Origin of the sequence: Streptomyces sp. NPDC004126 (genome assembly GCF_050275515.1) — a bacterium.
Taxonomy (GTDB): domain Bacteria; phylum Actinomycetota; class Actinomycetes; order Streptomycetales; family Streptomycetaceae; genus Streptomyces.
This window is the reverse complement of record NZ_JBNNPF010000008.1, coordinates 1-23,661: the sequence shown is the minus strand read 5'-3', so window position 1 is coordinate 23,661 and position 23,661 is coordinate 1. Positions and strand designations below refer to the sequence as shown.

The 23,661-nt window shown below is 74.4% G+C and carries 26 protein-coding genes and 2 pseudogenes; 19 read left to right on the top strand and 9 right to left on the bottom strand.

Annotation, left to right across the window (positions count from 1 at the left end):
• Positions 1-47 precede the first annotated feature (47 nt).
• Positions 48-458 carry a VOC family protein gene (locus ACQKM2_RS09835; RefSeq protein WP_125813259.1) on the top strand — a complete coding sequence of 137 codons (411 nt, stop codon included), beginning with the start codon at positions 48-50 and terminating at the stop codon, positions 456-458.
• Positions 458-700, top strand: a pseudogene (locus ACQKM2_RS09830) (AraC family transcriptional regulator); the annotation flags it as partial. The gene ACQKM2_RS09835 and the pseudogene ACQKM2_RS09830, both read left to right, overlap by 1 nt.
• 66 nt (positions 701-766) lie before the next feature.
• On the opposite strand, the gene ACQKM2_RS09825 reads toward ACQKM2_RS09830, so the two are convergent.
• A complete protein-coding gene (locus ACQKM2_RS09825) occupies positions 767-1,360 on the bottom strand; it encodes an MBL fold metallo-hydrolase (protein WP_427708148.1) in 594 nt (197 codons plus the stop codon).
• A gap of 105 nt (positions 1,361-1,465) precedes the next feature.
• On the opposite strand from ACQKM2_RS09825, the gene ACQKM2_RS09820 reads away from it, so the two are divergent.
• Positions 1,466-2,425, top strand: coding sequence for a GlxA family transcriptional regulator (locus ACQKM2_RS09820; protein ID WP_427708146.1), 960 nt, complete (start codon positions 1,466-1,468; stop codon positions 2,423-2,425).
• Here ACQKM2_RS09820 and ACQKM2_RS09815 read toward each other — a convergent pair.
• A pseudogene (locus ACQKM2_RS09815) lies at positions 2,406-3,402 on the bottom strand (alpha/beta fold hydrolase). The gene ACQKM2_RS09820 and the pseudogene ACQKM2_RS09815 overlap by 20 nt on opposite strands.
• Before the next feature lie 59 nt (positions 3,403-3,461).
• Between ACQKM2_RS09815 and ACQKM2_RS09810 the strand changes: the two are divergent.
• Positions 3,462-4,088, top strand: coding sequence for a TetR/AcrR family transcriptional regulator (locus ACQKM2_RS09810; protein WP_427708144.1), 627 nt, complete (start codon positions 3,462-3,464; stop codon positions 4,086-4,088).
• Positions 4,089-4,287: 199 nt separating this feature from the next.
• On the opposite strand, the gene ACQKM2_RS09805 is transcribed toward ACQKM2_RS09810, so the two are convergent.
• On the bottom strand, positions 4,288-4,929 hold the full coding sequence (locus tag ACQKM2_RS09805; protein WP_427708142.1) for a hypothetical protein: 642 nt from the start codon (positions 4,927-4,929) through the stop codon (positions 4,288-4,290).
• 224 nt (positions 4,930-5,153) lie between these two features.
• Here ACQKM2_RS09805 and ACQKM2_RS09800 point away from each other — a divergent pair, with 224 nt between their 5' ends.
• Positions 5,154-6,134: a LuxR C-terminal-related transcriptional regulator gene (locus ACQKM2_RS09800; RefSeq protein WP_427708140.1), complete on the top strand. Its 981-nt coding sequence runs from the start codon at positions 5,154-5,156 to the stop codon at positions 6,132-6,134.
• Positions 6,135-6,163: 29 nt separating this feature from the next.
• Here the strand turns inward: ACQKM2_RS09800 and ACQKM2_RS09795 are convergent, their stop codons facing one another.
• The gene (locus ACQKM2_RS09795) at positions 6,164-7,381 is read right to left on the bottom strand and encodes an FAD-dependent monooxygenase (protein ID WP_427708138.1); all 1,218 of its coding nucleotides are present in this window, start codon (positions 7,379-7,381) and stop codon (positions 6,164-6,166) included.
• Between the two features lie 131 nt (positions 7,382-7,512).
• Positions 7,513-8,556 (bottom strand): aldo/keto reductase, encoded by a 1,044-nt coding sequence (locus ACQKM2_RS09790; RefSeq protein WP_427708136.1) that lies wholly within the window; start codon positions 8,554-8,556, stop codon positions 7,513-7,515.
• 96 nt (positions 8,557-8,652) lie between these two features.
• On the opposite strand from ACQKM2_RS09790, the gene ACQKM2_RS09785 reads away from it, so the two are divergent.
• Complete coding sequence (locus tag ACQKM2_RS09785; RefSeq protein WP_427708134.1) at positions 8,653-9,285, top strand: TetR/AcrR family transcriptional regulator; 633 nt, start codon at positions 8,653-8,655, stop codon at positions 9,283-9,285.
• Between the two features lie 29 nt (positions 9,286-9,314).
• A complete protein-coding gene (locus tag ACQKM2_RS09780) occupies positions 9,315-9,947 on the top strand; it encodes a hypothetical protein (protein WP_427708132.1) in 633 nt (210 codons plus the stop codon).
• A 91-nt stretch (positions 9,948-10,038) separates the two neighbouring features.
• Here the strand turns inward: ACQKM2_RS09780 and ACQKM2_RS09775 are convergent, their stop codons facing one another.
• On the bottom strand, positions 10,039-10,431 hold the full coding sequence (locus ACQKM2_RS09775) for a TOBE domain-containing protein (RefSeq protein ID WP_405979862.1): 393 nt from the start codon (positions 10,429-10,431) through the stop codon (positions 10,039-10,041).
• A 234-nt stretch (positions 10,432-10,665) separates the two neighbouring features.
• Between ACQKM2_RS09775 and ACQKM2_RS09770 the strand changes: the two genes are divergently transcribed.
• Positions 10,666-11,532: a SigB/SigF/SigG family RNA polymerase sigma factor gene (locus ACQKM2_RS09770; protein ID WP_427708131.1), complete on the top strand. Its 867-nt coding sequence runs from the start codon at positions 10,666-10,668 to the stop codon at positions 11,530-11,532.
• Between the two features lie 101 nt (positions 11,533-11,633).
• On the opposite strand, the gene ACQKM2_RS09765 is transcribed toward ACQKM2_RS09770, so the two are convergent.
• Complete coding sequence (locus tag ACQKM2_RS09765; protein WP_427708130.1) at positions 11,634-12,080, bottom strand: ATP-binding protein; 447 nt, start codon at positions 12,078-12,080, stop codon at positions 11,634-11,636.
• 440 nt (positions 12,081-12,520) lie between these two features.
• Here ACQKM2_RS09765 and ACQKM2_RS09760 point away from each other — a divergent pair, with 440 nt between their 5' ends.
• A complete protein-coding gene (locus tag ACQKM2_RS09760; RefSeq protein WP_427708129.1) occupies positions 12,521-13,882 on the top strand; it encodes an aspartate aminotransferase family protein in 1,362 nt (453 codons plus the stop codon).
• A gap of 270 nt (positions 13,883-14,152) precedes the next feature.
• A complete protein-coding gene (gene pucL / locus ACQKM2_RS09755) occupies positions 14,153-15,070 on the top strand; it encodes a factor-independent urate hydroxylase (protein WP_427708128.1) in 918 nt (305 codons plus the stop codon).
• A gap of 76 nt (positions 15,071-15,146) precedes the next feature.
• On the opposite strand, the gene ACQKM2_RS09750 is transcribed toward pucL, so the two are convergent.
• Positions 15,147-15,590, bottom strand: coding sequence for a histidine phosphatase family protein (locus tag ACQKM2_RS09750; protein WP_427708127.1), 444 nt, complete (start codon positions 15,588-15,590; stop codon positions 15,147-15,149).
• A gap of 244 nt (positions 15,591-15,834) precedes the next feature.
• Between ACQKM2_RS09750 and ACQKM2_RS09745 the strand changes: the two genes are divergently transcribed.
• The 7 genes from ACQKM2_RS09745 (at position 15,835) to ACQKM2_RS09715 (ending at position 19,861) form a co-directional block, all read left to right on the top strand.
• Positions 15,835-16,050 carry a CbtB domain-containing protein gene (locus ACQKM2_RS09745; protein WP_427708126.1) on the top strand — a complete coding sequence of 72 codons (216 nt, stop codon included), beginning with the start codon at positions 15,835-15,837 and terminating at the stop codon, positions 16,048-16,050.
• 59 nt (positions 16,051-16,109) lie between these two features.
• Positions 16,110-16,871 (top strand): CbtA family protein, encoded by a 762-nt coding sequence (locus tag ACQKM2_RS09740; RefSeq protein ID WP_427708125.1) that lies wholly within the window; start codon positions 16,110-16,112, stop codon positions 16,869-16,871.
• Between the two features lie 48 nt (positions 16,872-16,919).
• Positions 16,920-17,165 (top strand): hypothetical protein, encoded by a 246-nt coding sequence (locus tag ACQKM2_RS09735; protein ID WP_427708124.1) that lies wholly within the window; start codon positions 16,920-16,922, stop codon positions 17,163-17,165.
• 164 nt (positions 17,166-17,329) lie between these two features.
• Positions 17,330-18,373 carry a PucR family transcriptional regulator gene (locus ACQKM2_RS09730; protein WP_427708432.1) on the top strand — a complete coding sequence of 348 codons (1,044 nt, stop codon included), beginning with the start codon at positions 17,330-17,332 and terminating at the stop codon, positions 18,371-18,373.
• 179 nt (positions 18,374-18,552) lie between these two features.
• Positions 18,553-19,155: a hypothetical protein gene (locus tag ACQKM2_RS09725; RefSeq protein ID WP_427708123.1), complete on the top strand. Its 603-nt coding sequence runs from the start codon at positions 18,553-18,555 to the stop codon at positions 19,153-19,155.
• A gap of 72 nt (positions 19,156-19,227) precedes the next feature.
• Entirely contained in the window at positions 19,228-19,584 is a 357-nt protein-coding gene (locus ACQKM2_RS09720; RefSeq protein ID WP_427708122.1) for a hypothetical protein, read from the top strand.
• Between the two features lie 58 nt (positions 19,585-19,642).
• Positions 19,643-19,861, top strand: a complete 219-nt coding sequence (locus tag ACQKM2_RS09715; RefSeq protein ID WP_427708121.1) for a hypothetical protein — start codon at positions 19,643-19,645, stop codon at positions 19,859-19,861.
• An 80-nt stretch (positions 19,862-19,941) separates the two neighbouring features.
• On the opposite strand, the gene ACQKM2_RS09710 is transcribed toward ACQKM2_RS09715, so the two are convergent.
• Positions 19,942-20,355: a hypothetical protein gene (locus ACQKM2_RS09710; RefSeq protein WP_427708120.1), complete on the bottom strand. Its 414-nt coding sequence runs from the start codon at positions 20,353-20,355 to the stop codon at positions 19,942-19,944.
• 164 nt (positions 20,356-20,519) lie between these two features.
• Here ACQKM2_RS09710 and ACQKM2_RS09705 point away from each other — a divergent pair, with 164 nt between their 5' ends.
• Together ACQKM2_RS09705 and ACQKM2_RS09700 are read left to right on the top strand one after the other, a co-directional pair.
• Positions 20,520-21,347: a hypothetical protein gene (locus ACQKM2_RS09705; RefSeq protein ID WP_427708119.1), complete on the top strand. Its 828-nt coding sequence runs from the start codon at positions 20,520-20,522 to the stop codon at positions 21,345-21,347.
• 71 nt (positions 21,348-21,418) lie between these two features.
• Positions 21,419-23,422, top strand: a complete 2,004-nt coding sequence (locus ACQKM2_RS09700) for an FUSC family protein (protein WP_427708117.1) — start codon at positions 21,419-21,421, stop codon at positions 23,420-23,422.
• Positions 23,423-23,661 lie beyond the last annotated feature (239 nt).

Here is a 23,661-nt window from a genome sequence, read left to right as displayed (position 1 = left end):
CAGGATTCGAGAAGCGCCCTCCGGGGCCCGCAACTAACGTGGCGGGCATGGACATCACCATTCACACCACGGCCCTCCCGCACGACGACCCGGACGCCTCGGTGGCCTTCTACCGCGACGTCCTCGGCTTCGAGGTCCGCAGCGACGTCGGGCAGGGCAAGATGCGCTGGATCACCGTCGGCCCCGTCGGCCAGCCCGGTACGTCGATCCTGCTGGCGCCGCCGGCCGTCGACCCGGGCATCACCGAGGCCGAGCGCCGGACCATCCTGGAGATGATGGCCAAGGGCACCTACGGCTGGATCCTGCTGGCCACCCCGGACCTGGACGGCACGTTCGAGAAGGTGCAGGCCACCGACGCCGAGGTGGTCCAGGAGCCGACCGACCAGCCGTACGGCGTGCGGGACTGCGCGTTCCGCGACCCGGCGGGGAACCTGGTCCGGATCCAGGAACGGCGCTGATGTGCCGCCCCGGGTGGGCGCGCGCGCTCACCGAGGCCCAGCACCTGAGGACGCTCGAACGGCTGCGCCGGGTGCGTGACCGGATCGACCGGGAGTACGCGCGGCCGCTGGACGTCCTGGCCCTCGCGCGGTCCGCGGGCATGGCGGCCGGGCAGCTCGGCCGCGAGTTCGAGCGCGCCTACGGCAGCTCCCCGTACGCCTACGTGACCGAGCGGCGGGCGGCCGTGCGCCGGGCGGCAGCGGCCGCGGCGGGCTGACGGCGGCGGGCTGAGCGCGCGGCGGGCCGGCCGCGGCGGGCCCGCCGCGCTCTAGAGCGGCGCGGTGTCGTCCGCCGGGAAGGCGGGGCCGTGGCCGGGGACGATCACGTCCGCGGCCGCGAGCACCCGCTCCCGGGAGGCCCGCAGGACGTCGTGGTCCGGGGCGACCGGGTCGTCGACCGGGCCGTTGGGGCGCCACCACAGGTCGCCGACGAAGGCGACGACCCCCTCGTCCGTGCCGGCGAGCAGCGTGATGTCCTCTCGGCTGTGGCCCGGGGTGCGGATCAGCCGGAGCGAGGGGGCCAGTTCGTAGCCCTCGGCGTCGCGGTCGGTCCACTGGTCGTTCTCGTAGATCGCCTTGTGGTCGTGGACCCGGGCGTGGCCGAAGAGGCCGACGTTCATGGTGTTGTCGGGGTGGTGGTGGCTGAGGACCACGTCGGTGATGTCGTCGGGGCCGAGCCCCATCTCCGCCAGCGGGCCGAGGATCCGGTCGCGGCCGGCGACCATGCCGGGGTCCACGATCACGTGGCGGTCGCCGTCGCGGACGTAGGAGACGGTGGCGGCCACACCGGGGCCGGTGGAGAGGGTGTAGCCGGTGGTCAGGATGCGGAAGCGGGCGGTGGCGCCGAGCGGTGCGTTCGTCATGCCCCCAAGTCTTCGGTGTGGCGGGCCCCTTCACGAGTGGCCGTGCTGCCACTGATCGCGGGAATCGTGCCACCGCGGCGGCCGTCCGCGTGCCAGACTGCGCGCATGCCGCCCTTCGTGTCCGTCGCCGCGTACGCCCCTCCCGGGGTCGGGATGCTGGGGGCGGGGATCGTCTCCGAGGTGTTCGACGAGCGCGGACAGGGGCTGCCCCGGTTCGACTTCGCGCTCTGCACGGACCGGCCCGGGGCGGTGCGCAGCGATGTCGGGCTGCCGCTGATGGTGGAGCACGGCCTGGACCGGCTGGCCTGCGCCGACCTGGTGATCGCCCTGCCCTGGGCGGACTTCCGCACGCCGCCGCCCCCGGCCGTGCTGGAGGCCCTGGCCGCCGCACGGGGGCGGGGCGCGCTGGTGGCGGCGCACTGCGTGGGGGCGTTCGCGCTCGCGGCGGCCGGGCTGCTGGACGGGCTCCGGGCCACCACCCACTGGCGGTTCGCCGGGCTGCTGGCCGAGCGCCATCCCGGGGTGCGCGTCGAACCGGACTCCCTGTACGTGGACGAGGGGGCGGTCGTGACGGGCGCGGGCGCCGCCGCCGGCTTCGACCTGTGCCTGCACCTGCTGCGGCGGGAGTACGGGGCCGCGACGGCCAACGCGGTGGCCCGGGACCTGGTGCTGCCCTCCCACCGCGACGGCGGGCAGGCCCAGTACCTGGCGACGCCGGTGCCGGAGGACTGCCGGGACGAGAAGCTGGCCGAGGTGCTGGCGTGGGCGCGGGAGCACCTGGCCGAGCCGCTGCCGGTGGCGGAGCTGGCCCGCCGGGCCCTGATGAGCCGGCGTTCCTTCGCCCGCCGCTTCGCGGCCTCGACCGGCACCACCCCGCACGCGTGGCTGCTGGGGCTGCGGATCAGCCGTGCCGAGGAGCTGCTGGAGACCACCGGCCTGCCGGTCGAGGAGATCGCCCGGCTGGTCGGCTTCGGGAGCGCGGCGGTCCTGCGCGAGCAGTTCGTACGGCGGCGCGGGGTGCCGCCGCGCTCGTACCGCAGGGCGTTCAGCCGCGTCGCGCCGTGAGGGAGTCGGCGTCCTCCATGAAGGAGAGCATCCGGGAGTTGACCACGTCGGGGTGGTCGATCTGCGGGCCGTGGCCGGTCGCGCTGATGATCTCGGCGCGGGCGCCGGGTATCAGCCGGGGGACGCGCTCCAGCTGCCGCTTCGGGTGCACGAGCAGGCTGTGCTTGCCCATGATCAGGTAGAGCGGGGTCCGGATGGTGCGCAGCTCGTCCTCGGCCAGCGGCAGGGGGGGCGGGGCGGCGGATCCGGTAGGCGCGGGCGCCGAGCTGGATCCACGGGCGCATCTCGGGGACGGCGAGGACGGGCTGGTCCAGCCACTTGGCGAGCCGGGGGCGCAGCGCCTTGGGGGCGAAGGTGGCGAACAGGCTCACGAAGACCCAGCCGAAGAAGCGCAGGCCGACCTTCTCCAGGCCGCCGGGGTCGAGGGCGGTGACGGAGGCGAGCCGTCCGGGCCGCAGGTGGGCCTGGTTGAGCACGAGCCAGCCGCCGTAGGAGGAGCCGACGAGGTGGACCCGGTCGAGGCCGAGCGCGTCGAGGGCCTCGTCCATCCACTGCGCGGCGCGCTCGGGCTGCCACATGGGCTCGCGGTGGACGCTGCGGTTCGCGTCGCCGGGGGTGTCGAGGGCGTAGACGGGGCGGTCGAGGCTGAGCCCGGGGGTGTTGGGGTACCACATCGCGGAGCCGTAGCCGGCGCCGTGGATCAGGACGATCGGGGTCCGGGACTCGGCGGCGGGGTCCGCGGGGCCGTACCGGTAGACGTGGGTGGTGCCGAAGCTCGTCTCCACGTCCGTTTCGGAGCGGACCGGCGCGCCCATCGAGAAGAGGACGTCGGCGGCGGCGAAGTAGCGGTCGCGCAGGGTGTCGTTGACGTAGCGGCCGACGTCGCGGCGTACGCGGGTCGTGCTCTGGGTCGCAGCGGTCTCGGGCACGGCGGCACCTCCTGGGAAGATCCGTTCTTCGTGATACGAACGTACCATGTTGTTGGTACAGCGGTACCATCAAGGCGGGGGCAGGCGACGGACGGAGACACGAGGACATGCCGAAACGCGTTGACCACGAGGAACGGCGCGGCCAGATCGCCGAGGCGCTGGTCCGGGTCGCCGGACGGCGCGGGCTGCACGCCGTCGGCATGCGCGACGTCGCCGCAGAGGCCGGGGTCTCCCTCCGGCTCGTGCAGTACTACTTCGAGACCAAGGAGAAGCTGCTCCTGCACGGGCTCCAGCACCTCACCGACCGCTTCACCGCGCGGGTCGGCGCCCGCCTCGCCGCCGCCGGTCCCGCCCCGGGCCCGCGCGCGACCGCCGAGGCGCTGCTGCTGGCGTCGCTGCCCACCGACGAGGAGGGCCGCACCTTCCACCTGCTCTACAGCTCGTACGCGATCCTGTCCGTGACGGACGAGGCGCTGGCCGCGCAGCCGTTCATCGACAACCCCGACGCCGCCGAGGAGGCCCTGGCCGGGCTGCTCGCACAGGCCCGGGAGGCCGGCCTGACCGGCCCGGACATCGACGCGCGCACGGAGGCCATCGGCCTGCTGGCCATGGCGGGCACCCTCGGCACCAGCATCCTGGTGGGCCAGCGCGGACCCGACTCGGCGGTGGCGGTGCTGCGCCACCACCTGGACCGGATCTTCACCCCGCCGCCCGCCGAGGCGGGGCCCCTGTAGCCGGTCGGGTGACCGACTCACCGGGATCCCGAACGGCACGGCCGGCCGCCAAGCGCCGGCGGCTCGGGCCCCGGGGGCCGGGCTCACCGGCGGGCCAGGCCACGGGGAGCGGGCCAAGCTCCCGGCGGCTCAGGCCGCGGGGGCCGCGCCGGGCTCCCCGGCGGGCCAGGCCGGGGGCCGGGCCGGGCTCCCCGGCCGCTCAGGCCGCGCTCCGGCGACGGCCCGCCCGCAGGCCCGTCACCGCCCCCGCCGTCCACAGCACCGCCGCGCAGCCGATGCCCGGCACCGCCTGCCAGACGCCGGCCGGCGCCCCCGGCAGCAGCACGGCGGCCAGGGCCGCGAGGCCGACGGTGGCGATCATCGCCACGCCGACCACCTTCAGCACCGGCGCCCCCAGGATCCGGGCCATCGGGAAGAAGTGCGCCCCGACCACCAGCGCCGACCAGCTCAGCATGAGCTCCGGCCGGTGCAGGGAGCCGCGCACGAAGCCGTTGCCCACGCCGAGCGCGACGGCCTGGACGAGCACCACCGTGAGGAACCTCGGCCCGCCGGCCGGGACGGCGGGCATCGGCAGGCCCGCCTCGTCGGCGGGGGTGCGCCGAGCCAGCACGAAGAGGCGTACGACGGCGGCCGCGCTCGCCGCCAGCAGGAGCAGCCCGGCCCCCAGCACGGCCGGACGGGCCGCACCCTGGACGGCCGGCTGCCCGAGCGCGAACCACATCAGGCCGAAGGACGTACCGATCAGCGCCCCCCTGCCGCCGTTGCGGAGCTGCTGCCGCCGGGTGCGGACGGCAGGGCGGGCGGCAGGGCTGACGCCCGGGCGGGCGAGGGTCTTCTCCACGGATTCGGTCTCCTTGTCTCCGCGTCCACCCTCGCCCACGCGGGGCGCCGGGCGGAAGCGGATCCGCAGGCAGGAAGGACCACCTGGCAGGTCGGTGCCAACCCGCCGCCGCTCCCCTCCCGGAACCGTCCGAACTGGCGACCGGACCACGGCGTCTCATAAATTGGACGCTTCGGCGCGGCTCGGGCAGGAAGAGTGCGCGGGGGACCGGACGGGGAACGCCCATGCTGGAACTACTGGGGCTCGACGCCGGGACGGCCGCGGTCTACGAACTCGTGCTGGCGGACCGCACCTGGGGCGAGGCCGAACTCGCCTCCCGCCTGGCGCTGCCGGCGGCCGCCGTCCGCGCCTCCCTGGCCAAGCTCACCGAGCTGCGGCTCCTGCACCGCTCCCCGCTCGACGACGAACTCCGCCCCAGCGACCCGGCCGTGGGACTGCGCGACCTCTTCGGCCACCACAAGCGCGAACTGGAGCGGCAGCAGGAGGCGATCGCCCGCTGCGAGGCCGACATGGCCGCGGCCCTCGCCACCTACTCCGACCTGTACGCCGGTCAGACCCGGCGCGTGGCACGCCAGTTCCTCGGCATGGCGTCCGTACAGAGCCGGATCCGGGAGCTGTCCGCCGGGACCGGCTCCGAGTGCCTCACCTTCAACCCGGGCGGCGCCCAGTCCCGGGCCAGCCTGGAGGCGAGCAGGGACCTGGACCGCGAAACGCTCGGCCGGGGCGTCCGGATGCGGACGGTCTACCTCGACAGCGTCCGCAACGACGCCGTGACCCGCGAGTACGCGGAGTGGCTCACCGGCCTCGGCGGCGAGGTCCGCACCGTTCCCACGCTGCCCGTGCGGATGCTGCTCTTCGACCGGAGGACCGTGATCGTGCCGGCCGACCCGGACAACACCCGCAAGGGCGCGGTGGAGCTGTCCGAACCGGGCGTGGTCGCCGGGCTCGCCGGACTCTTCGACCGGGTCTGGGAGTCGGCCGCCCCCCTGGGCACGAGCCCGGACCGCGACGACCAGGGCCTGACCGGGCAGGAGCGGGAGCTGCTGAAGCTGCTGGGCCGCGGCCTCACCGACGAGGCCGCCGGCCGCCAACTGGGGCTGTCCCTGCGCACGGTGCGCCGGATGATGGCCGAGCTGATGAAGCGCCTCGGCGCCGGCAGCCGCTTCGAGGCGGGCCTGCGGGCCGCGCAGCGCGAATGGATCTGACGGCGGCCCGCGGCCGAGGCGCTCCCGGGTCAGGGGCGCTCGTACTCCTCGAGCGTGATGGCGTTGGCCGCCCGGTGGATCGGCTCCAGGACCTTCGCCATCATCTTCTCCTTGCCCGGCAGCCGGTTCATCAGCGCGAGCAGCTTCAGCTGGATCCAGACCTGGCCCCTGGTCCGCATCACCATGTGCTTGATGTTGGCGGGGCCCAGCTTCTGGTTCTCGTCCACGAAGGGCCGCATCGCGCTCTCGTACGCGGCGAAGGCGGCCTCGTGGTCGCCGTCCGCGGCGGCCAGCTCCCCGGCGAGGACGTAGCCGCCGACCAGGGCCAGGCTGGTGCCCTGGCCCGAGGCGGGCGAGGCGCAGTGGGCGGCGTCGCCCGCCAGTACGGTGCGCCCCTTCGACCAGCGGTCCATCCGGACCTGGCTGAGGGAGTCGAAGTAGAAGTCGGGGGCCTCCCCGACCGCCGCCAGCAGCCGGGGCACCTCCCAGCCCTCGCCCGCGTACGCCTCGGCCAGGAGCCGCTTCTGCGCGACGGGGTCGCGGCGGTCGTACTCCAGCGGCCCGGAGGCGAAGAGGAACATGGCCTTCGCCCCCGTGTCCTTGGCGGTGCTGTAGGTCAGCGCCGTCCGGTTCGGGGAGACGTAGGTCAGCTCCCACCGGTCGAGGTCGAGGTGGTTGGGGACGCTGTAGATGGAGACGTAGTAGCCGAGGTCGTGGACGAAACGTTCCTCCGCCCCGAAGGCCAGCGCCCGGGTGTGGGAGTGCAGTCCGTCCGCGCCGACCACCAGGTCGAACACCCGCCGCCCGCCGCTCTCGAACACGGCTTCCACCCCGTCCGGCCCCTCCTCCAACGAGACCACCGAGTCGTCGAAGAGGTACTCGGCCTCTCCCTTGGTGAGGTCGTACAGGATGCGGTTCAGATCGCCGCGCAGGATCTCGGCGTCCTCCCCCTCGCGCCCGCCGAAGGTGTCGCCGTCCATGCTCGCCACCCGCTTGCCGGTGGCGGTGACGACGGATCCGCCCCGCACGTCGGTGCGTTCGCGGCGGACTTCCGCCATGACGCCCATCCGCTTGACGACCTCCAGGGCCGCCCCCCGGACGTCGATCTTGTACCCGCCCTCGCGGAGGGCGGGCGCCCGCTCCACCACCGTGGGCTCGAAGCCGTGCCGCAGCAGCCAGTAGGCCAGCGTGGTGCCCGCGATGCCCGCACCGGACACCAGCACACGCCGGTTCTTCACCTGCTCCATGGATCCCCCGATCGTCCGACCGCAGACCGCCGGTCGTCGGCGACCGGCGGCACGCCCCGTGTGCGGCAGGGCGCCTGGACCCTATGCTCCGAAGACACCTTCCGGCCATGGTTTCGGCCAACTCGGCGCGATCAATTGCGCGCCAGCAGCGACGGGTTGAGGCGCGCGAAGGCCTCCTGCCGCTCGTACGGGAAGTACGGGTACGGCGCGGGCCGGTGGCCGGCGGAGTCCAGCCGGGCCACCTGCCCGGGGGTCAGCTCCCACCCGACGGCCCCGATGTTCTGGCGCAGCTGCTCCTCGTCGCGGGCGCCGATGAGGACGGTGGAGACGGTGGGGCGGCGCAGCAGCCAGTTGATGGCGACCTGCGGGACGGTCCGGCCCGTCTCCAGTGCGACCTCGTCGAGGGCGTCGACCACGTCGTAGAGGCGCTCCTCCTCCACCGGCGGGCCGTAGTCGGCGGTCTCGTGCAGCCGGCTGCCGGCCGGCAGCGGCCGGCCGCGGCGCACCTTGCCGGTGAGCCGCCCCCAGCCGAGGGGGCTCCAGACGATCGCGCCGACGCCCTGGTCGTGGCCGAGCGGCATCAGCTCCCACTCGTAGTCCCGGCCGACGAGGGAGTAGTAGACCTGGTGGGCCGCGTAGCGGGGGAAGCCGTGCTTCTCGGCGGCCGAGAGGGACTTCATCAGCTGCCAGCCCGCGAAGTTGGAGACCCCGGTGTAGCGGACCTTTCCGGAGCGGACCAGCTGGTCGAGGGTGGACAGCACCTCCTCGACGGGGGTGGCGGCGTCGAAGCCGTGCAGCTGGAAGAGGTCGATGCGGTCGGTGCCGAGCCGGCGCAGGGCGTCCTCGACCGCCCGGATCAGCCGGGAGCGGGAGGTGCCGTACTCGCCGGGGCCGTCGCCGGTGGGCAGGCCCGCCTTGGTGGAGATGAGCACCTCGTCGCGGCGGCCCTTGACCGCCTGCCCGAGGACCTCCTCCGAGGCTCCCGCCGAGTAGACGTCGGCGGTGTCGAACAGGGTGATGCCGGCGTCCAGGCAGATGTCCACCAGCCGGCGCGCCTGCTGGGCGTCCGTGCTGCCCCAGGCGCCGAAGAGGGGGCCCCGGCCGCCGAAGGTGCCGGCTCCGAAGCCGAGCGCGGGGACCTTCAGACCGGACGCGCCGAGCTGCCTGTACTCCATGACGGACTCCTCCCGTAAGCGGTAATGGAACCGCAGACCCTTTAAGGTGATCCCAACGTAACAGCCGATCACCGTTAATGGAACCGGAGACCCGTTATGACTTCGCCGAGTGAGGCCCCGGAGGGCACCGAGCCGGGAACCGTGCGCCCCGGGGGCCGGACCGCCCGGGTGCGGGCCGCCGTGCTGGAGGCGGCCGGGGACATGCTGGCCGAGCAGGGCTTCCACGGACTGGACCTCGCCGAGGTCGCCCGGCGGGCCGAGGTCGGCAAGACCACCGTCTACCGGCGCTGGGGCACCGTGGCCGGCCTGGTCGCCGACCTGCTGACGGACATGGCCGAGCAGTCGCTGCCGCGCACCGAGACGGGCTCGCTGGAGGAGGACCTGCTGGCCAACGCCCGCCTCGTCCGGCGCACCCTGTCCGACCCGCGCCAGGGCCCCCTGTTCAGGTCGGTCATCGCCGCGGCCACGGGCGACGCCCGGACCGCCGAGGCCCTCCACCGGTTCTACGAGGTCCGGGTCGCGGAATGGGCGCCCTGCGTCCGGGAGGCCGTCGAGCGGGGCGAGCTGCCCGAGGGCACCGACGCCGCCGAGGTGGTCCGCGCCGTCTCCGCCCCGCTGTACTACCGGCTGCTGACCACGGACGCCCCGCTGGACGAGGACGCCGCCCGGCGGGCGGCCGCGGCGGCGGTGGCGGCGGCCCGCGCGGGGGCCTTCGTACGAACCCCGTAGCCGTCGGCGGCGGTTGTTAGCCTGCGGCGGTGGGACTGGACATCACCGTGGTCGCGGCCGACTGGGGACACCTCGCCCGGATACCGGCGGACGAGCGCCTGGAGGCCCTGAGGGACGCCGTGCACCCGTACTTCTGCTGCGACGCCTGCGAAGAGGCCGACCGGGCGGTCCGGAGCGGCTGGGCCTCGCCGCTCGGGGTCCCGTGGTGCGCCGAGTACCGGTTCGCCGGGACGACCGGCACCTACGCCTGGCACTTCTGGCTGGCCGAACTCTGGCAGGTCGTCAGGGGCTCCGCCGAGCCCGGACTGCGGGAGGGCCTCGACGTCTTCCTCGGCGGCCTGGTGTGGGACGGCCCGGACTACGCCGAGGACCCGGACGCCGAGGACCCGCCGGCCCTGCGCGGCTTCCCGGACGACCCCGGGCCGTGGCGCCCGCGGCTGCTGGTCGGCCGGACGCCGGACGAGGTGCCGGCGCTGGCCGGCGCCTGGCAGGAGGTCGCGCCCCGGCTGGCGGAGCTGCGCGGACCCGTCGCCGCCGCGGACTTCGACGGGCGGGTGTGGCCCGACGCCTTCGAGGGGGCCACCGCGCTGATGCGCGAGTGGGGCGAGGCCGTCACGGGCGCCGCCGCCCGGGGCTGGGGGCTGGTCGGCCTGCCGTTCTGAGGCCGGGGCGACACCGCGGCCGGGGAGTACGGCGGCCGGGGAGTACGGCGGCCGGGGAGTACGGCGGCCGGGAGCGTGCCGGGGCCGGGTCTCAGGTGCGGTCGACGAAGACGCTGGTGGACTTCACCCGGGCGGTGGCGCGCATGCCGACCTCCAGGCCCAGCTCCTCCACCGCCTCACGGGTCAGCAGCGACACCACCCGGTGCGGACCCGCCTGGATCTCCACCTGTGCGCTGACCGAGCCCAGCCTGATGCCCGTCACGATGCCGGGGAAGGCGTTGCGGGCGCTGGTGTACGGGGCCTCGTCGTCCTCCCCCGCCTCCTGGGCCACCTCGACGCAGAACGCCGCCAGGTCCGGCCCGTCGACGATCCTGCGGTTGCCCTCGCGCCGGGTCGGGAAGCGCTCGGCGTCCGCCCAGCGGCGGGCGGTGTCACTGCTGACGCCGAGCAGCCGCGCTGCCTGGCCGATCGTGTAGGACTCCATGGACCGCAGCCTAGGCGGTGCCGGGCTCGGGCGGCGATCAGGGCGGCGGCGGGCCGCGGCCACAGCTGTGACCAGGGATTTCGCCCCCGGGACGGTTTCACGTGAAACATCGGGAAGGAGAAAGAGCGGGTATCGACCCATATCGGGGGGTATATCCACCTGGACGGTGCCGGCCCCACCAGCGCATGACCTCGGCCCGCGACCCGGGGCCCTCCGTCGGAGGAGCGCAGAGCGATGGACCGTACCGAGCGCGACCGCACCCACCCCACGGTCCGCGACGACGGCGCCGAAGGCACCGGGCGCGCGGACCATACCGACCGCATGGACGCGGCCACCCTGGAGGCCAGGGCCCTCTCCACGGCCCTGTTCCACCGGCTCGCCGAACTGGACGAGGGGACGGCCGACTACTCGTACGTCCGCAACACCCTGGTCGAGCTGAACCTCAGCCTCGTGAAGTACGCCGCCCGGCGCTTCCGCGGCCGCAGCGAGCCGATGGAGGACATCGTCCAGGTCGGCACGATCGGACTGATCAAGGCCATCAACCGGTTCGACCCCGAGCGCGGGGTGGAGTTCACCACCTTCGCGATGCCGACGATCAGCGGGGAGATCAAGAGGTTCTTCCGCGACACCAGCTGGGCCGTGAAGGTGCCCCGTCGGCTCCAGGAACTGCGGATCGACAGCGCGAAGGCCCACGACGCGCTGGAGCAGGACCTCGGCCGCGAGCCCACCGACGCCGAGATGGCGCGGGAGCTGGACGTCACGCCGGAGGAGTTCAGCGAGGGCCGCAAGGCGGCCGGCGCGTACTCCGCGCGTTCCCTGGACGCACCCGTGCAGGAGGACTCGGAACACGACCCGGCCGCGGAGCGGGCCTCGCTCGGCGAGGAGGAGCCCGCGTACGACCGCATCGAGTGCCTGGAGTCCCTCAAGCCCATGCTCGCCGTGCTGCCCGAGCGGGAGCGGGAACTGCTGTCGCTGCGGTTCGGGCAGGAGCTGACCCAGTCCGAGATCGGGGCCCGGCTGGGCCTGTCCCAGATGCACGTCTCACGGCTGCTGAACCGCACCCTGACCCGGCTGCGCGGCGGCCTCCTCACCGAGGCGTAGGCCAGGCCACGCGGCGGATCGGGACCGGACCGGGGGCGGCCCGGGCGGCTCGGGGGCCCGGGCGGAGGGGAACGGGGGCATCCGGGGGGAGGGGGCCGTGGTCAGAGGGCCGCCGTCAGGGGGCCGCCGTCAGGGCCTGTGGGGGGGGCGGGGGCCGTCACCTCCAGCCAGACCGTCTTGCCGGGGCGGCCGTCCGGCGCCGGCACGGAGCCCCAGTTCTTCGCGAGGCGCTCCAGCAGCACCAGCCCGTGTCCGCCGGGCCGGGAGCGGTCCCGCACCGCCCGGCGCACCGGCACCTCGGGGCTGTCGTCGCTCACCTCGACCCGCAGCAGGCCGAGGCCGTGCCGCAGCACCAGCTCGCGGGGGCCGCCCGCGTGCAGGCAGGCGTTGGTGACCACCTCGGAGACCAGCAGGAGCAGGTCCTCCTCGGCCTCCGATCCCTCGGGCCAGAGCCAGTCGGTGAGGGCCCGCCGGGTGAAGTCCCGGCACCGGGCCACGACCCCTGCCGTGGCGCCGCCCAGGACCAGCCGCCGCGTCTGCTCCGCCACAGGCTCTCCCGTCTCCGACACCGCTCCCCCCGGCGCCGCACCTACCCCCGGCCGGGACGGACAAATCCCGCGCGGACCCCACGCTACTGCCGAGTCGGCGCCCGGAGCGTGACGCGCGGCGGCGAGGGGTCGCGGCGGGGCCGTACGGGGGTCGCGGGGGGGCCGGCGGGCGGCTGGAGGGCGGACGGACGGCGGACGGACGGCGACCGGAGGCGCGCCGGGGCGGCACGGGGCCGCCCCCGACGCGCCGGGTGGCGCCGCAAGGGGCTCCCACCTCGGGTTTTCCGCCGCTCTCCCCCGTGGAGCGGCCGGCCCGACGGACGCTATGCGCATGGTCCGGACCGGTCGAGGACCCGCCCCGGGATCCGTCAAGTCGCCGGCGCGGGCTGTCGTACCCGAGGCACCCCGGGGTCCACATCCTGGACAACTACCCTCGATATATGAACGCAGAAGCCGACGCCCTCGCGGCCGTGAAAGACGCAGTGAAAGAAGCAGACCGAAACCACGTTTTCCATTCGTGGTCGGCTCAGGAGCTCATCGACCCGCTCGCCGTGGCCGGTGCCGAGGGCTCGTACTTCTGGGACTACGACGGCAACCGCTACCTCGACTTCTCCAGCGCGCTCGTCTACACCAACATCGGCTACCAGCACCCCAAGGTGGCCGCGGCCATCGCGGAGCAGGCGACGAAGCTCTGCACGCTCGCGCCCGGCTTCGCCGTCGACGTCCGCTCCGAGGCGGCGCGCCTGATCGCGGAGCGCACCCCCGGCGACCTCGACAAGATCTTCTTCACCAACGCCGGCGCCGAGGCCGTGGAGAACGCCGTACGCATGGCCCGGCTGCACACCGGCCGGCCCAAGGTGATGTCCGCGTACCGCTCGTACCACGGGGCGACCACCACCGCGATCAACCTCACCGGCGACGCCCGCCGCTTCGGCAACGACGGCGCCACGGCCGGCGTCGTCCACTTCTGGGGCCCGTTCCTCTACCGCTCGCCCTTCCACGCGGCCACCGAGCAGGAGGAGTGCGAGCGGGCGCTGCGCCACCTGGAGGACACGATCGTCTTCGAGGGGCCGCAGTCCATCGCCGCGATCATCCTGGAGACCGTCGGCGGCGCCCCGGGCGTGCTCGTGCCCCCGGCCGGCTACCTCAAGGGCGTGCGCGAGCTCTGCGACCGCTACGGCATCGTCTTCATCCTCGACGAGGTCATGGTCGGTTTCGGGCGCACCGGCGCGTGGTTCGCCGCCGACCACTGGGACGTCACCCCCGACCTCCTCTGCTTCGCCAAGGGCATCACCAGCGGTTACGTGCCGCTCGGCGGCGTCGCCATCTCCGCCGCCATCGCCGAGACCTTCGCCCGCCGCCCCTACCCGGGCGGTCTGACGTACTCCGGGCACGTGCTGGCCTGCGCCGCCGCCGTCGCGACGGTCAACACCATGGCCGAGGAGGGCATCGTCGAGCAGTCCGCGCGCACGGGCGCCGAGCTGCTGGGCCCCGGTCTGCGCGAGATCGCGGAGCGGCACCCGTCCGTCGGCGAGGTCCGCGGCATGGGCACCTTCTGGGCCCTGGAGCTCGTGAGGGACGCGGAGACCCGCGAGCCGCTGGTCCCGTACAACGCCTCGGGCGCCGACAACGCCCCGATGGGCGCCTTCGGCGCGGCCCTGAAGAAGGGCGGACTGTGGCCGCTCCTCGCCGGGAACCGCATCCACGTCGCCCCGCCCTGCAACATCTCGGCCGACGACGTGGCCAAGGGGCTGGCGATCCTCGACGAGGCCCTGTCGGTCACGGATGCGCACATGTCCTGACCTGCATGCTTGTGCGGTCGCCCAATCCGTGGGTGCTGGTGTTCGGATGTTCCGTGCGGTGGTTAACCCGCCGTACACATGGTGCAATCCCGTCAGTACTTCAGTACGAATCAGCACCTACGGACCGGGATGCACGTCAGTCCCGGGGCGGTCCTGCGGGGCCGAACGGCGGGGAGCGGGACGTCCTCCAGGAGGGCGGGCGCTGGACGCCGGGCGTACGGGATCCAGAACAACGGACTCCGTGTTCCCGAGTACCCGAAGGAAGACAGCATGAGCAAGCACGTCCTGGGCCAGAACCAGTACGGCAAGGCCGAGAACCGCATCGTCGTGGTGACCCGCAAGGGCAGCGACGGCTCCTGGGCCGAGATCCGCGACCTGAACGTCTCGGTCGCCCTGCGCGGCGAGTTCCGCGACGTCCACCTCACGGGCGACAACGCCAACTGCCTGCCGACCGACACCACCAAGAACACGGTGTACGCCTTCGGCAAGGAGCACGGCATCGCCTCCCCCGAGGCCTTCGGCATCCTCCTCGCGAAGCACTTCGTCTCCTCCCAGGCCCCGATCCGCGAAGCGCAGATCCGCATCGAGGAGTTCGCCTGGGAGCGGATCCCCGTCCCGACCCGCAAGGAGCAGCACTCCTTCGTCCGCAAGGGCCAGGAGGTGCGCACCGCGCAGATCACCTACAGCGAGACCACCGGTCTGCAGGTCATCTCGGGCCTGAAGGACCTGACGGTGATGAACTCGACCAACTCCGAGTTCCACGGCTTCATCAAGGACAAGTACACGACCCTCCAGGAGGCGTACGACCGCATCCTGGCGACCAAGGTCACCTCCCGCTGGGCGCACTCGGCGCTGGCCGGCGACGACGCCGGCTACGACTGGGACCAGTCGTACAAGAAGGTCCGCAAGCACATGCTCGAAGCCTTCGCGGAGACGTACTCCTACTCGCTCCAGCAGACCCTGAACCAGATGGCCGAGCGGGTGCTGGACAACTGCCCCAAGGTCAACGAGGTCCGCCTCAACCTGCCCAACAAGCACCACTTCCTCGTCGACCTGGAGCCCTTCGGCCTCAAGAACGACAACGAGGTGTACTTCGCCGCGGACCGCATGTACGGCCTGATCGAGGGCACCGTCCACCGCGACGGCGTGCAGCCGGTCATCGCGACCTCCGACTGGATCGTCGCGTAGGGGCCGCCGCCCCAGCCGTTTCGGACGGCCCGGACCGCGTCGCGGGGTCCGGGCCGTCCGGGTTTCCCGCGGGGCGCTACCGGGGCTGTCCGACGAGGAGGTTCCAGCGGCCGGCGCGCCCGCTGAGGGAGGTCACGGTGTCCGGCCGGACGTCCAGCCGCCAGAAGGCCGCGGCCGGCAGCTCCAGCGCGGCCACCACCGCCGCCCGTACGACGGCCTGTGCGACCACCGCGTGGTGCCGGCCGGGGCCCAGGCCCGCCAGGTACTCGCCCGTACGGGTGATCAGCGCCGCCACCGGCTCCCCGCCGCCGGGGGGCGCGTAGCCGGGGTCGGTGAGCCAGTGCCGGATGCCCTCCGGGTCCTCGGCGGCCACCTCGTCGAGGGTGCGGCCCGCCCAGTCCCCCATGGCCGGCCCGGCGAGGCCCGGGTGGCCGGGGCACGGCTCCCCGTACCCGAACCGCCCCTGGCGGGCGTCGTCGTCGAGCGGGGGCGTGGCGAGGTGTACGCGTACGGATGGCATGTGGGGAGCGTAGAGCGCACGCCCGGGGGCGCGGAACGGCGGCCGCGCGCCGTGGTGTTCAAGCCACGAGAGCGGTACGGTCTCGGACGACATGACGAAGGTATGACGGAAGCACCGGTGAGAGTCCGGCACGGTCGCGCCACTGTGAATCCTCCCGCAGCGCCCTGGGAGGGAAGTCAGACCCGCCGCCTTCGAACACAGAGCACCACTGACCGGGACGCGTGTTCCCCCTGGAGGTTCTGCAATGGCCCACACCGCCGTGTCCGCTTCGGCGCCCGCCACCATCGCCCCCATCTCCCTCTCCGCGCTGGCGCCCTGGGCCGCCTTCGCCGCGGTCCTGGCCCTCGTCCTGCTGTACTTCGTCGGCATCGAGCAGGGCGCCACCGCCGTGTTCCAGGGCGAGACCGTCCACGAGTGGCTGCACGACGGCCGCCACCTGCTCGGTTTCCCCTGCCACTGACCCCCTTCCGATCTCCCTCACGATCACTCGGATCACTCGGATCACTCAAGGGGTCATGCGTGAACACCGTCTCCCCCCGCGTCCTGCTGGTGCGGGGCATGCTGGCCGGCCTGCTCGCGGGTGTCGCCGCCTTCCTCGTCGCGTACCTCCTCGGCGAGTCCAAGGTGGACGCGGCGATCGCCATCGAGGAGGCCGGCCATCTCGCGGCCGGCCATGACCACGGCGCCGAGGACGCCCCGGTCAGCCGGGCCCTCCAGGCCACGGCCGGCCTCGGCACCGGCGTCCTGCTCTACGGGGTCGCCCTCGGCGGCATCGCCGCGCTCGTCTACTGCTTCGCCCTGGGCCGGATCGGCCGCTTCGGCGCCCGGGCCACGGCGGCCCTGGTCACCGGCGCCCTGTTCGTCACCGTGACCCTGGTGCCGTTCTTCAAGTACCCCGCCAACCCGCCGGCCGTCGGGGACCCCGACACGGCCGCCCGGCGGACCGCCCTCTACCTGCTGATGATCGCCCTGAGCGCGCTGCTGGCGGCGGCCGCGCTGATCCTGGGGCGGCGGCTCGCGCCGCGCCTGGGCAACTGGAACGCCTCGGTGGTCGCCGCGCTGGCCTTCGTGGCGGCGGTGGGCCTCTCGTACGCGCTGCTGCCCGGGATCAACGAAGTGCCCGCCGACTTCCCGGCCGCGCTGATCTGGCAGTTCCGTCTCGCGTCGCTGGCCATCCAGACAGCGCTGTGGACGACTTTCGGCCTGGCCTTCGGTTTTCTAGCCGAACGCGCTCTTGCCCCGGCCGCCGCACCCAAGGAGGCTGTACAGCCGACGAGTTGAGCGCGACACCTGTTGCGCGTGTGACGGGTGTGGAGGTGGGATCCGGCGATGCAGTACGCGATCCGGGAATGGCGGGGCTGGACCGGTGCCGCGCCGTTCTGGCTGAACTCGGTACTGCTGGCCCTGTCCCCCTTCACCGCCGCCACCCTCCTCGCCCAGATCGGCGTGATCAGCGCCCTGGCCGCCCTCGGCGGGCTGGCCCGCCAGCTCTGGTTCGGGGACTACGGCCACCCCGCGATGCACCTCGCCGCCGCCCTCATGGGGGCGGCGGCGGTGGCGTTCGTGGTGGTCTGACCCCTCCTCAACTCCCGTCCCTTCGCCCGGAACGACGCCCTCCCGATCGAGTTGATCTTGGTCCGGGGGAGAATGGCGGTCCTTTTTCGAGCGGAGCGGACCGGGGAGCTGGTGTGGGGTCAGGGCGGGACATACCCGAGGAGTATCTGGACGGGTACGTACGCATGCTCGCGGACGCGTCGGCCACCGGCCGGCCCCCCGCCCTCAAGGAACTCGACGCCCGCCGCGCACTCGGCGAGCGGGCCGCCGGGGCCGGTCTCGGGCTGCGGAGCCTGATCGGCGCGCACCTCGCCGCCACCCGCACCGCCATCGGCGGACGCCTCGCCCCCGACCACCTGCTGACGGTCGTGGAGCAGGCCGTGGACGCCTTCGCCGAGGGGTACGAGCAGGCAGCCCACGGGCCGGCCGCACACCGGGAGGCCGCCGCCCGCAGGGAGTTCGTCGACGACCTGCTGCTCGGCGGCGGCGACCCCGGCCGCCTCGGCGAACGGGCCGCCCGCTTCGGCCTGGACCCGCTGCGGGCGCACGCCGTGGCCGTCGCGCACGACCCCGGACCGTACGAGGACGGGGGCCCGGAGCAGCGCCGGCTCCAGTCGGCCCTGGCCGACCGCTTCGGGGACCGGGACTTCCTGATCGCCACCAAGGACGGCCGGCTGGTCTGCGTGGCACCGGGCGGGCGGGACGACATCCCGGTCCGCTTCGCACGGCTGGCCCACGCGGAGTCCGAAGGGCGGGGGCTCGTCGCGCTCGGGCGCCCGCACCCCGGCGCGGGCGGGGCCGCGGCCTCGTACGCGGAGGCCCTGGACGCGCTCGGCGTCGCGGACCGGCTCGGACTCGGGGGCCCGCTGCTGCGCGCCGCCGACCTGCTGGTCTTCCCGGTACTGACCCGCGACCGGGCGGCGATGGCCGAGCTGGTGCTGGCCGCGCTCGGGCCGCTGCGGGCCGGGCGCGGCGGGGCGGCACCCCTGCTGGACACCCTGACCGCGTACTTCGACTCGGGGTGCGTGGCCGCGGAGGCGGCCCGGCGGCTGAACCTGAGCGTGCGGGCGCTGACCTACCGGCTGGAGCGGATCCACCGGCTGACGGGCACCGACCCGGGCGACCCCGTGCAGCGGTACACCCTCCAGACGGCCGTGATCGGCGCCCGCCTGCTGGACTGGCCGGCCCGGCCGCTCCAGCCGGTCGCCTCCTCACCCGTTCGGGGGTAGCGGCCCGATCGGGCGCGTACGGCCCGCGCACCCGCCGCCAGCTGCGAGGACGCGGACGCCGAGGCCCGGGAGGGACGTGACGCGCCGTCATTTCCGGTACGGGCGGCGATGTGCGGGCGAGCGGGGAGCGGTCCACTGCTCCCAGGAACCGGCCGCCCGAGCCGGACAGGAGGAACGCCATGCCCCGCGCCCGGTGGGCCGCCGTCGCACTGACGGCCACTCTGCTCTGCACCGGTATCGCCCTGTTGCGCGACAGCTCGGGCGCGGAGCCCGCCGCCGCGAGCGTCACCGACGCGCTGCCCTCCCGGGCGCTGGGCCTGTCCGGGCACCGCCGCCTCGTCCGCGGGCTGGAGCAGTCCGGGGTGCACGGCCCCGCCGCGGACCGCCGGACGGTGGCCGTGCCGCCGATGCGGGCAGCACGGCCGCTGCGGCTGCGCATCCCCAGCCTGGGCGTGGACCTCCCGCTGGCCGGGGGCCCGCAGGACGGCGGCGGCGCGGCCGGCTGGGACACCGAGGGCCCGGCCCCGGGCTCCGCCGGCACGGCCGTGGTCACCGGCGACGGGCTCCCGCTCGCCGGGCTGCGACGGGGCCGTGTCATCGAGATCCCCCGCGCGGACCACCGTACGGCCGTGTTCACCGTCGAGCGGGTCTCCCCGCACGCGGTCACGGCGTCGGCCGGGGACACCGGCCTCGCCCGGCTGCGGCTGGTCAGCGGCGAAACCTCCGTCCTGGCCCGGCTGACGGGGCCGCGGCGCACCGGCCGAGTCAGCCGTGGGGGGTGACTTCGTCCCCCGGTCGGGGGCTTCTCGGGTGTCCGCGGAAAGTTGCCGGGCGTGTCGGGGCATGCAGGCCCCATGAACAGTGCGCGGTACGCGCGGACGGCGCTGGCGCGGGCCCTGACGGTGGCCTGCGTCGCTCTGCTGTGCCTGTTCGGTGTCGGTCCGGCGGCGACGGCCACGGCGGGCGCGGAGCCGCGCCCCGGCTCCTCGGCGCCGGCCGACCCCACCGAGGGACAGTCGGAGCCGGCCGGGGATCCCGTCGGCCGCTCGGCACTGCGGACGGTCGCGCGCACCGCACCGGTCGCGCGGCGGCTGCCGCAGCGGATGTTTCACGTGAAACACGTGTACGAGCCCGCCCGCGCGGCCTCGTACGGAACGGCCTCACCGGTCCTGCCCCGGCTGGCGGCACGGAGTGTGGTCCTGCGCTGCTGAGCGGGCCGAGCAGCGTACGCGACCCCCCACACCCCCCGAAGCACCGTGAGGTTCCGCCATGCCCATCGACCCGTACGCCGCCCTGAACGCCATGCTCCGCGCCGAGGCCGCCCGCTTCTCCCCGCCGGCCCGGAAGGAGGGCCAGGACCGCCCGCGCGCGGACCGGACCCCCGCCGACCGGACCGTCCCGCAGCCCGCCACCGCCGGGCGCGACCCCGAGTCCGCTTCCGCGGGCGAGCAGCCGCAGCAGGACCAGCCCGCCGGTTCGGCGGCGTAACGCCGGACGGCACACGGCGGCGCCGGTCCCCGCACCCTCCCAGTGGGTGCGGGGACCGGCGCCGGTCCCACGCGCGGCGCTCAGTCCTCCCGCGTGTAGTACCGGTAGAAGGCCGCGAGCCCGACGCCGATGCCCACGAAGAGGCCGACGGTGGTGGCGCGGAGCACGGACTCGTTGGTCAGGCTGTGGAGGTAGCCGGCGGCGATGCCGGCGAAGACCCCGTACGAGGCGGCGTGCAGCTCCCGCTTCAGCTTCGGGCCCACCCGCGCGAGGGTGAACATGACGGCCGCGAAGATCACGCCGCACAGGATCCCGTAGAACACGTTGCCCGCGTCGACCGGGCCCATCTGGCGCTTGATGAAGGCCGCCCAGACCCCGTAGACGAGGCCCATGAGCAGCGCGCGGATCAGGCGGTTCCGGTCGGTGTGCCGGTCCGCGTCCGCCGACGTCATCGGACGGTGCCGCCGGGGGGCGGTGGGTGCCGCATGTGCCATGGCGGGGCTCCTCTCTTCCACCCTCAAGGGCACACCCGGCACCCGGGAGCGGCAAGTGGATCACTCGTCCGGGCGGTGCGCACCGCGCTCCCCGAGGGAATCGGGGCCCCCGGACGCAGCAGCAGCGGTGGCGCCCCGCACGGCACCCGGCTTTCCCTGGTGACGTGCGCACCTACCTGTCGGCGGCCCTCATCGTGCTCGTGGCCCTGCTCGTGCCCGCGAGCGCGGTCGCGTACTGGGCCGACCGCCGGCTCGGCGACGCCGACCACTACACCGCGGCCATGGCCCCGCTCGCCAAGGACCCGGCCGTGCAGGAAGTGGTCGTCACCCAGGCCACCCGGGCCCTCTCCGGGCAGATCGACGCGGGCCCCTTCCAGGGCGCCGTGGACGCCCTCCTCGCCGACGCCCTGCGGTCCTTCGCCGGCACCCCCGCCTACCGGACGGCCTGGGAGACGGCCAACCGAGCCGCGCACACCGCCTTCCTCGACGCCCTGAACACCGGCCACGGGGACGCCGTCACCGTGGACCTCGCGCCCGTGATCGCGCAGGTCAAGGAGGAGCTGATGGCGGACGGCGTGCCCTTCGCCGACCGCATCCCGGAGACCCACCTCTCCGTGAAGGTCATGGAATACGACAACCTCGGCGCCCTCCGGGAGGGGTTCCACGTGCTCCAGATCGCCGGAGTCTGGCTTCCCGTACTGACCGTGCTCCTCGCGGTGGCGGCCGTGGCCGTCGCCGTCCGGCGCCGGCGGGCCGTCCTCGCCACCGGAGCCGGACTCGCGGTCGGCGCCGTCCTGCTGTGGGCCGCGGTGGGCGTGTGCCGCCGCATCACGCTCGACGACCTGCCGTCCGACGTCGACCGGCCCGCCGCCGCTGCCGTGTACGACGCGCTCACCGCCTTCCTGCGGACCACAGCGTGGGTGGTGCTCGCACTCGGGCTGGCCACCGCGCTCGCCGCATGGCTGGTGGGCCGGCTACGCCGCACCCCATAAGCTCGGAAGGTACCCATCCTCCGCAGAACTCCCCAGAACGACCGATTCGCGAGCGGCGACACGGAAGCGGAATGACCACCGAACGACGCACCGAGCACATACCGTCCGGGCGACCCCGGACCCACCCCCTGGCTCCCCCCACCTGGCTGCTCGCGGGACTGCGGCCCAGCAGCGCACCGATCCCCTGGGCGGCCGCCGCCCGCGCCGGGATCGCGATGGCCGTCCCGCTCGCCGTCGGCTTCGCCGTCGACGAGCCCGAGTACGGCGCCCTCGTCTCCATGGGCGCCCTCGCCGGAGTGTTCGGCGACACCGCCGACGCCTACCGGATGCGGGTCCTGAACATCGCCGTCCCGCAGGCCTTCGGCGCCGTCGGCGTGGCCGTGGGCACCCTCGTCTACGGGCAGGGCTGGCTCGCCGTCGCCGTCCTCACCCTCGTCGCCCTCGTCTCCGGGATGGTCTCCTCGATCGGCACGGTCGCCTCCGTGTCCGGACTGCTGCTCCTGCTCAACGCCGTCGTCGGCGCCGGCCTGCCGATGCCCCGGCCCTGGTGGACCGCGCCGCTGCTGCTCACCGCCGGCGGCCTGTTCGTGCTCGCACTGACCCTGCTGGCCTGGCCCCTGCGCGGCCGGCAGCCCGAACGGGCCGCCGTCGCCGCCACCTACCGGGCACTGGCCGACGCCCTCGAAGCCTGCGGCGGACCCCAGGACGTCTACGACGAACGCCGCCAACAGGTCACCCAGGCCCTCAACCAGGCCTACGACCTCGTCCTCGGCCGCCGGGCCCGGGTCCACGGGCGCAGCCCCTCCCTGGTACGGATGCTGGCCCAGCTGAACGTGCTGATCCCGATCGCGGAGGCCGCGCCCGCCGCCCACCTGCGGGGCCGCCCGCTGCCGGCCGAGATCCCGGCGGCCGTACGGGAGCTGGCCGCGGCCGTCGAGGACGGCCGCACCGGAACCCCCGTCCTCACCCTGCCCGCCCCGCACACCCCGTCCGAGCGGGCCATCGACTCCGCGCTGCGGCACGCGGCGGCCATCGTGCACCTCGCCGAACCGGACCCGTACAACGTCGACGACCGCCTCGGCCGGCCGGCCGCACTGCGCGTCCGGGCCCGGCGCGGGGTGCGCGACATGATGCTGTCCGAGGCCTCCTGGCGGTACGGGCTGCGCCTCGCCCTGTGCATCGGCCTCGCCCAGTCCCTCGTCTCCCTGATCGAGGTGGAACGCTCCTACTGGGTGGCCCTGACCGTCACCTTCGTCCTGAAACCGGACTTCGGCTCGGTCTTCTCCCGCGCGGTCCTGCGCGCCCTGGGCACGGCGGCCGGGCTGGTCCTCGCCGCCGCCGTCCTCTCCGAGGTGCCGCGCGGCTGGTGGGACGTACCGGTGATGATGGTGCTCGCCGCGCTGATCCCCGTGTTCTCCGCCAAGGGGTACGCCTTCCAGACCGCGGCCATCACCCCCGTGATCCTGCTGCTGTCGGACCAGCTCAACCACGAGGGCTTCGACCTCATCCTGCCCCGGCTCCTCGACAGCCTGATCGGCTGCGCGATCGTCCTGGTCGCCGGCTACCTGCTGTGGCCCGAGAGCTGGCACACCCGCATCGGGGACCGGCTCGCCGACGCCGTGGACGACGCCGCCCGCTACGTGGAACGCGCCTTCGCCCCCGTCGCGGACGACGCCGAGCTGCGGGCCGCCCGGCAGTCCCGCCTCCAGGCGCGGCGCCGGATCTACCGCGACCTGTCGGGGGTTCGGAGCGAGTTCCAGCGGGCCCTGACCGAACCGCCGCCCACCGGGAACCGGGCGGCGGCGTGGTGGCCGCTGGTGGTGGCCGTGGAACGCATCGTGGACGCCACCACCGCCGCCCGGGTCCGCGTCAACCACGGCGCCGAGCCGCCTGCGGCGGGCGAGGTCGACCGGATCGCGCGGCAGCTCCGCGAGCTCGCCGAGCGCGTGCGCAGCAACCCGATGCCGGTTCGCGTGGACGCGCCGCCGGAGCCCGACGAAGGCGGCGTCCTGGCCCCGGTCCACCACGAACTGGCGGCAGCCCGAGCCATCTCCCATCGCGGCAGCTCCTCCTAACGCGCCGCTCGCGCGGCTCGGCCGCGGGCGGCCTCCCCGGCTTCGCGCCGCTGCGCCGGCCTCCGGCCGTCGGGTGCGGGGCGGGGGCGGTTCGGTTGGCCGTTGCCGGTGGGCGTGTGCGGGTGGTGGGCCGCTGCGCGGGCTGGTCCCCTACCCGCCCTTCCACCGTTCCCAGGGGCTCCGCCCCTGACCCCGGTCCTCAAACGCCGGACGGGCTATAGACAGCCCCGCCGGCGTTT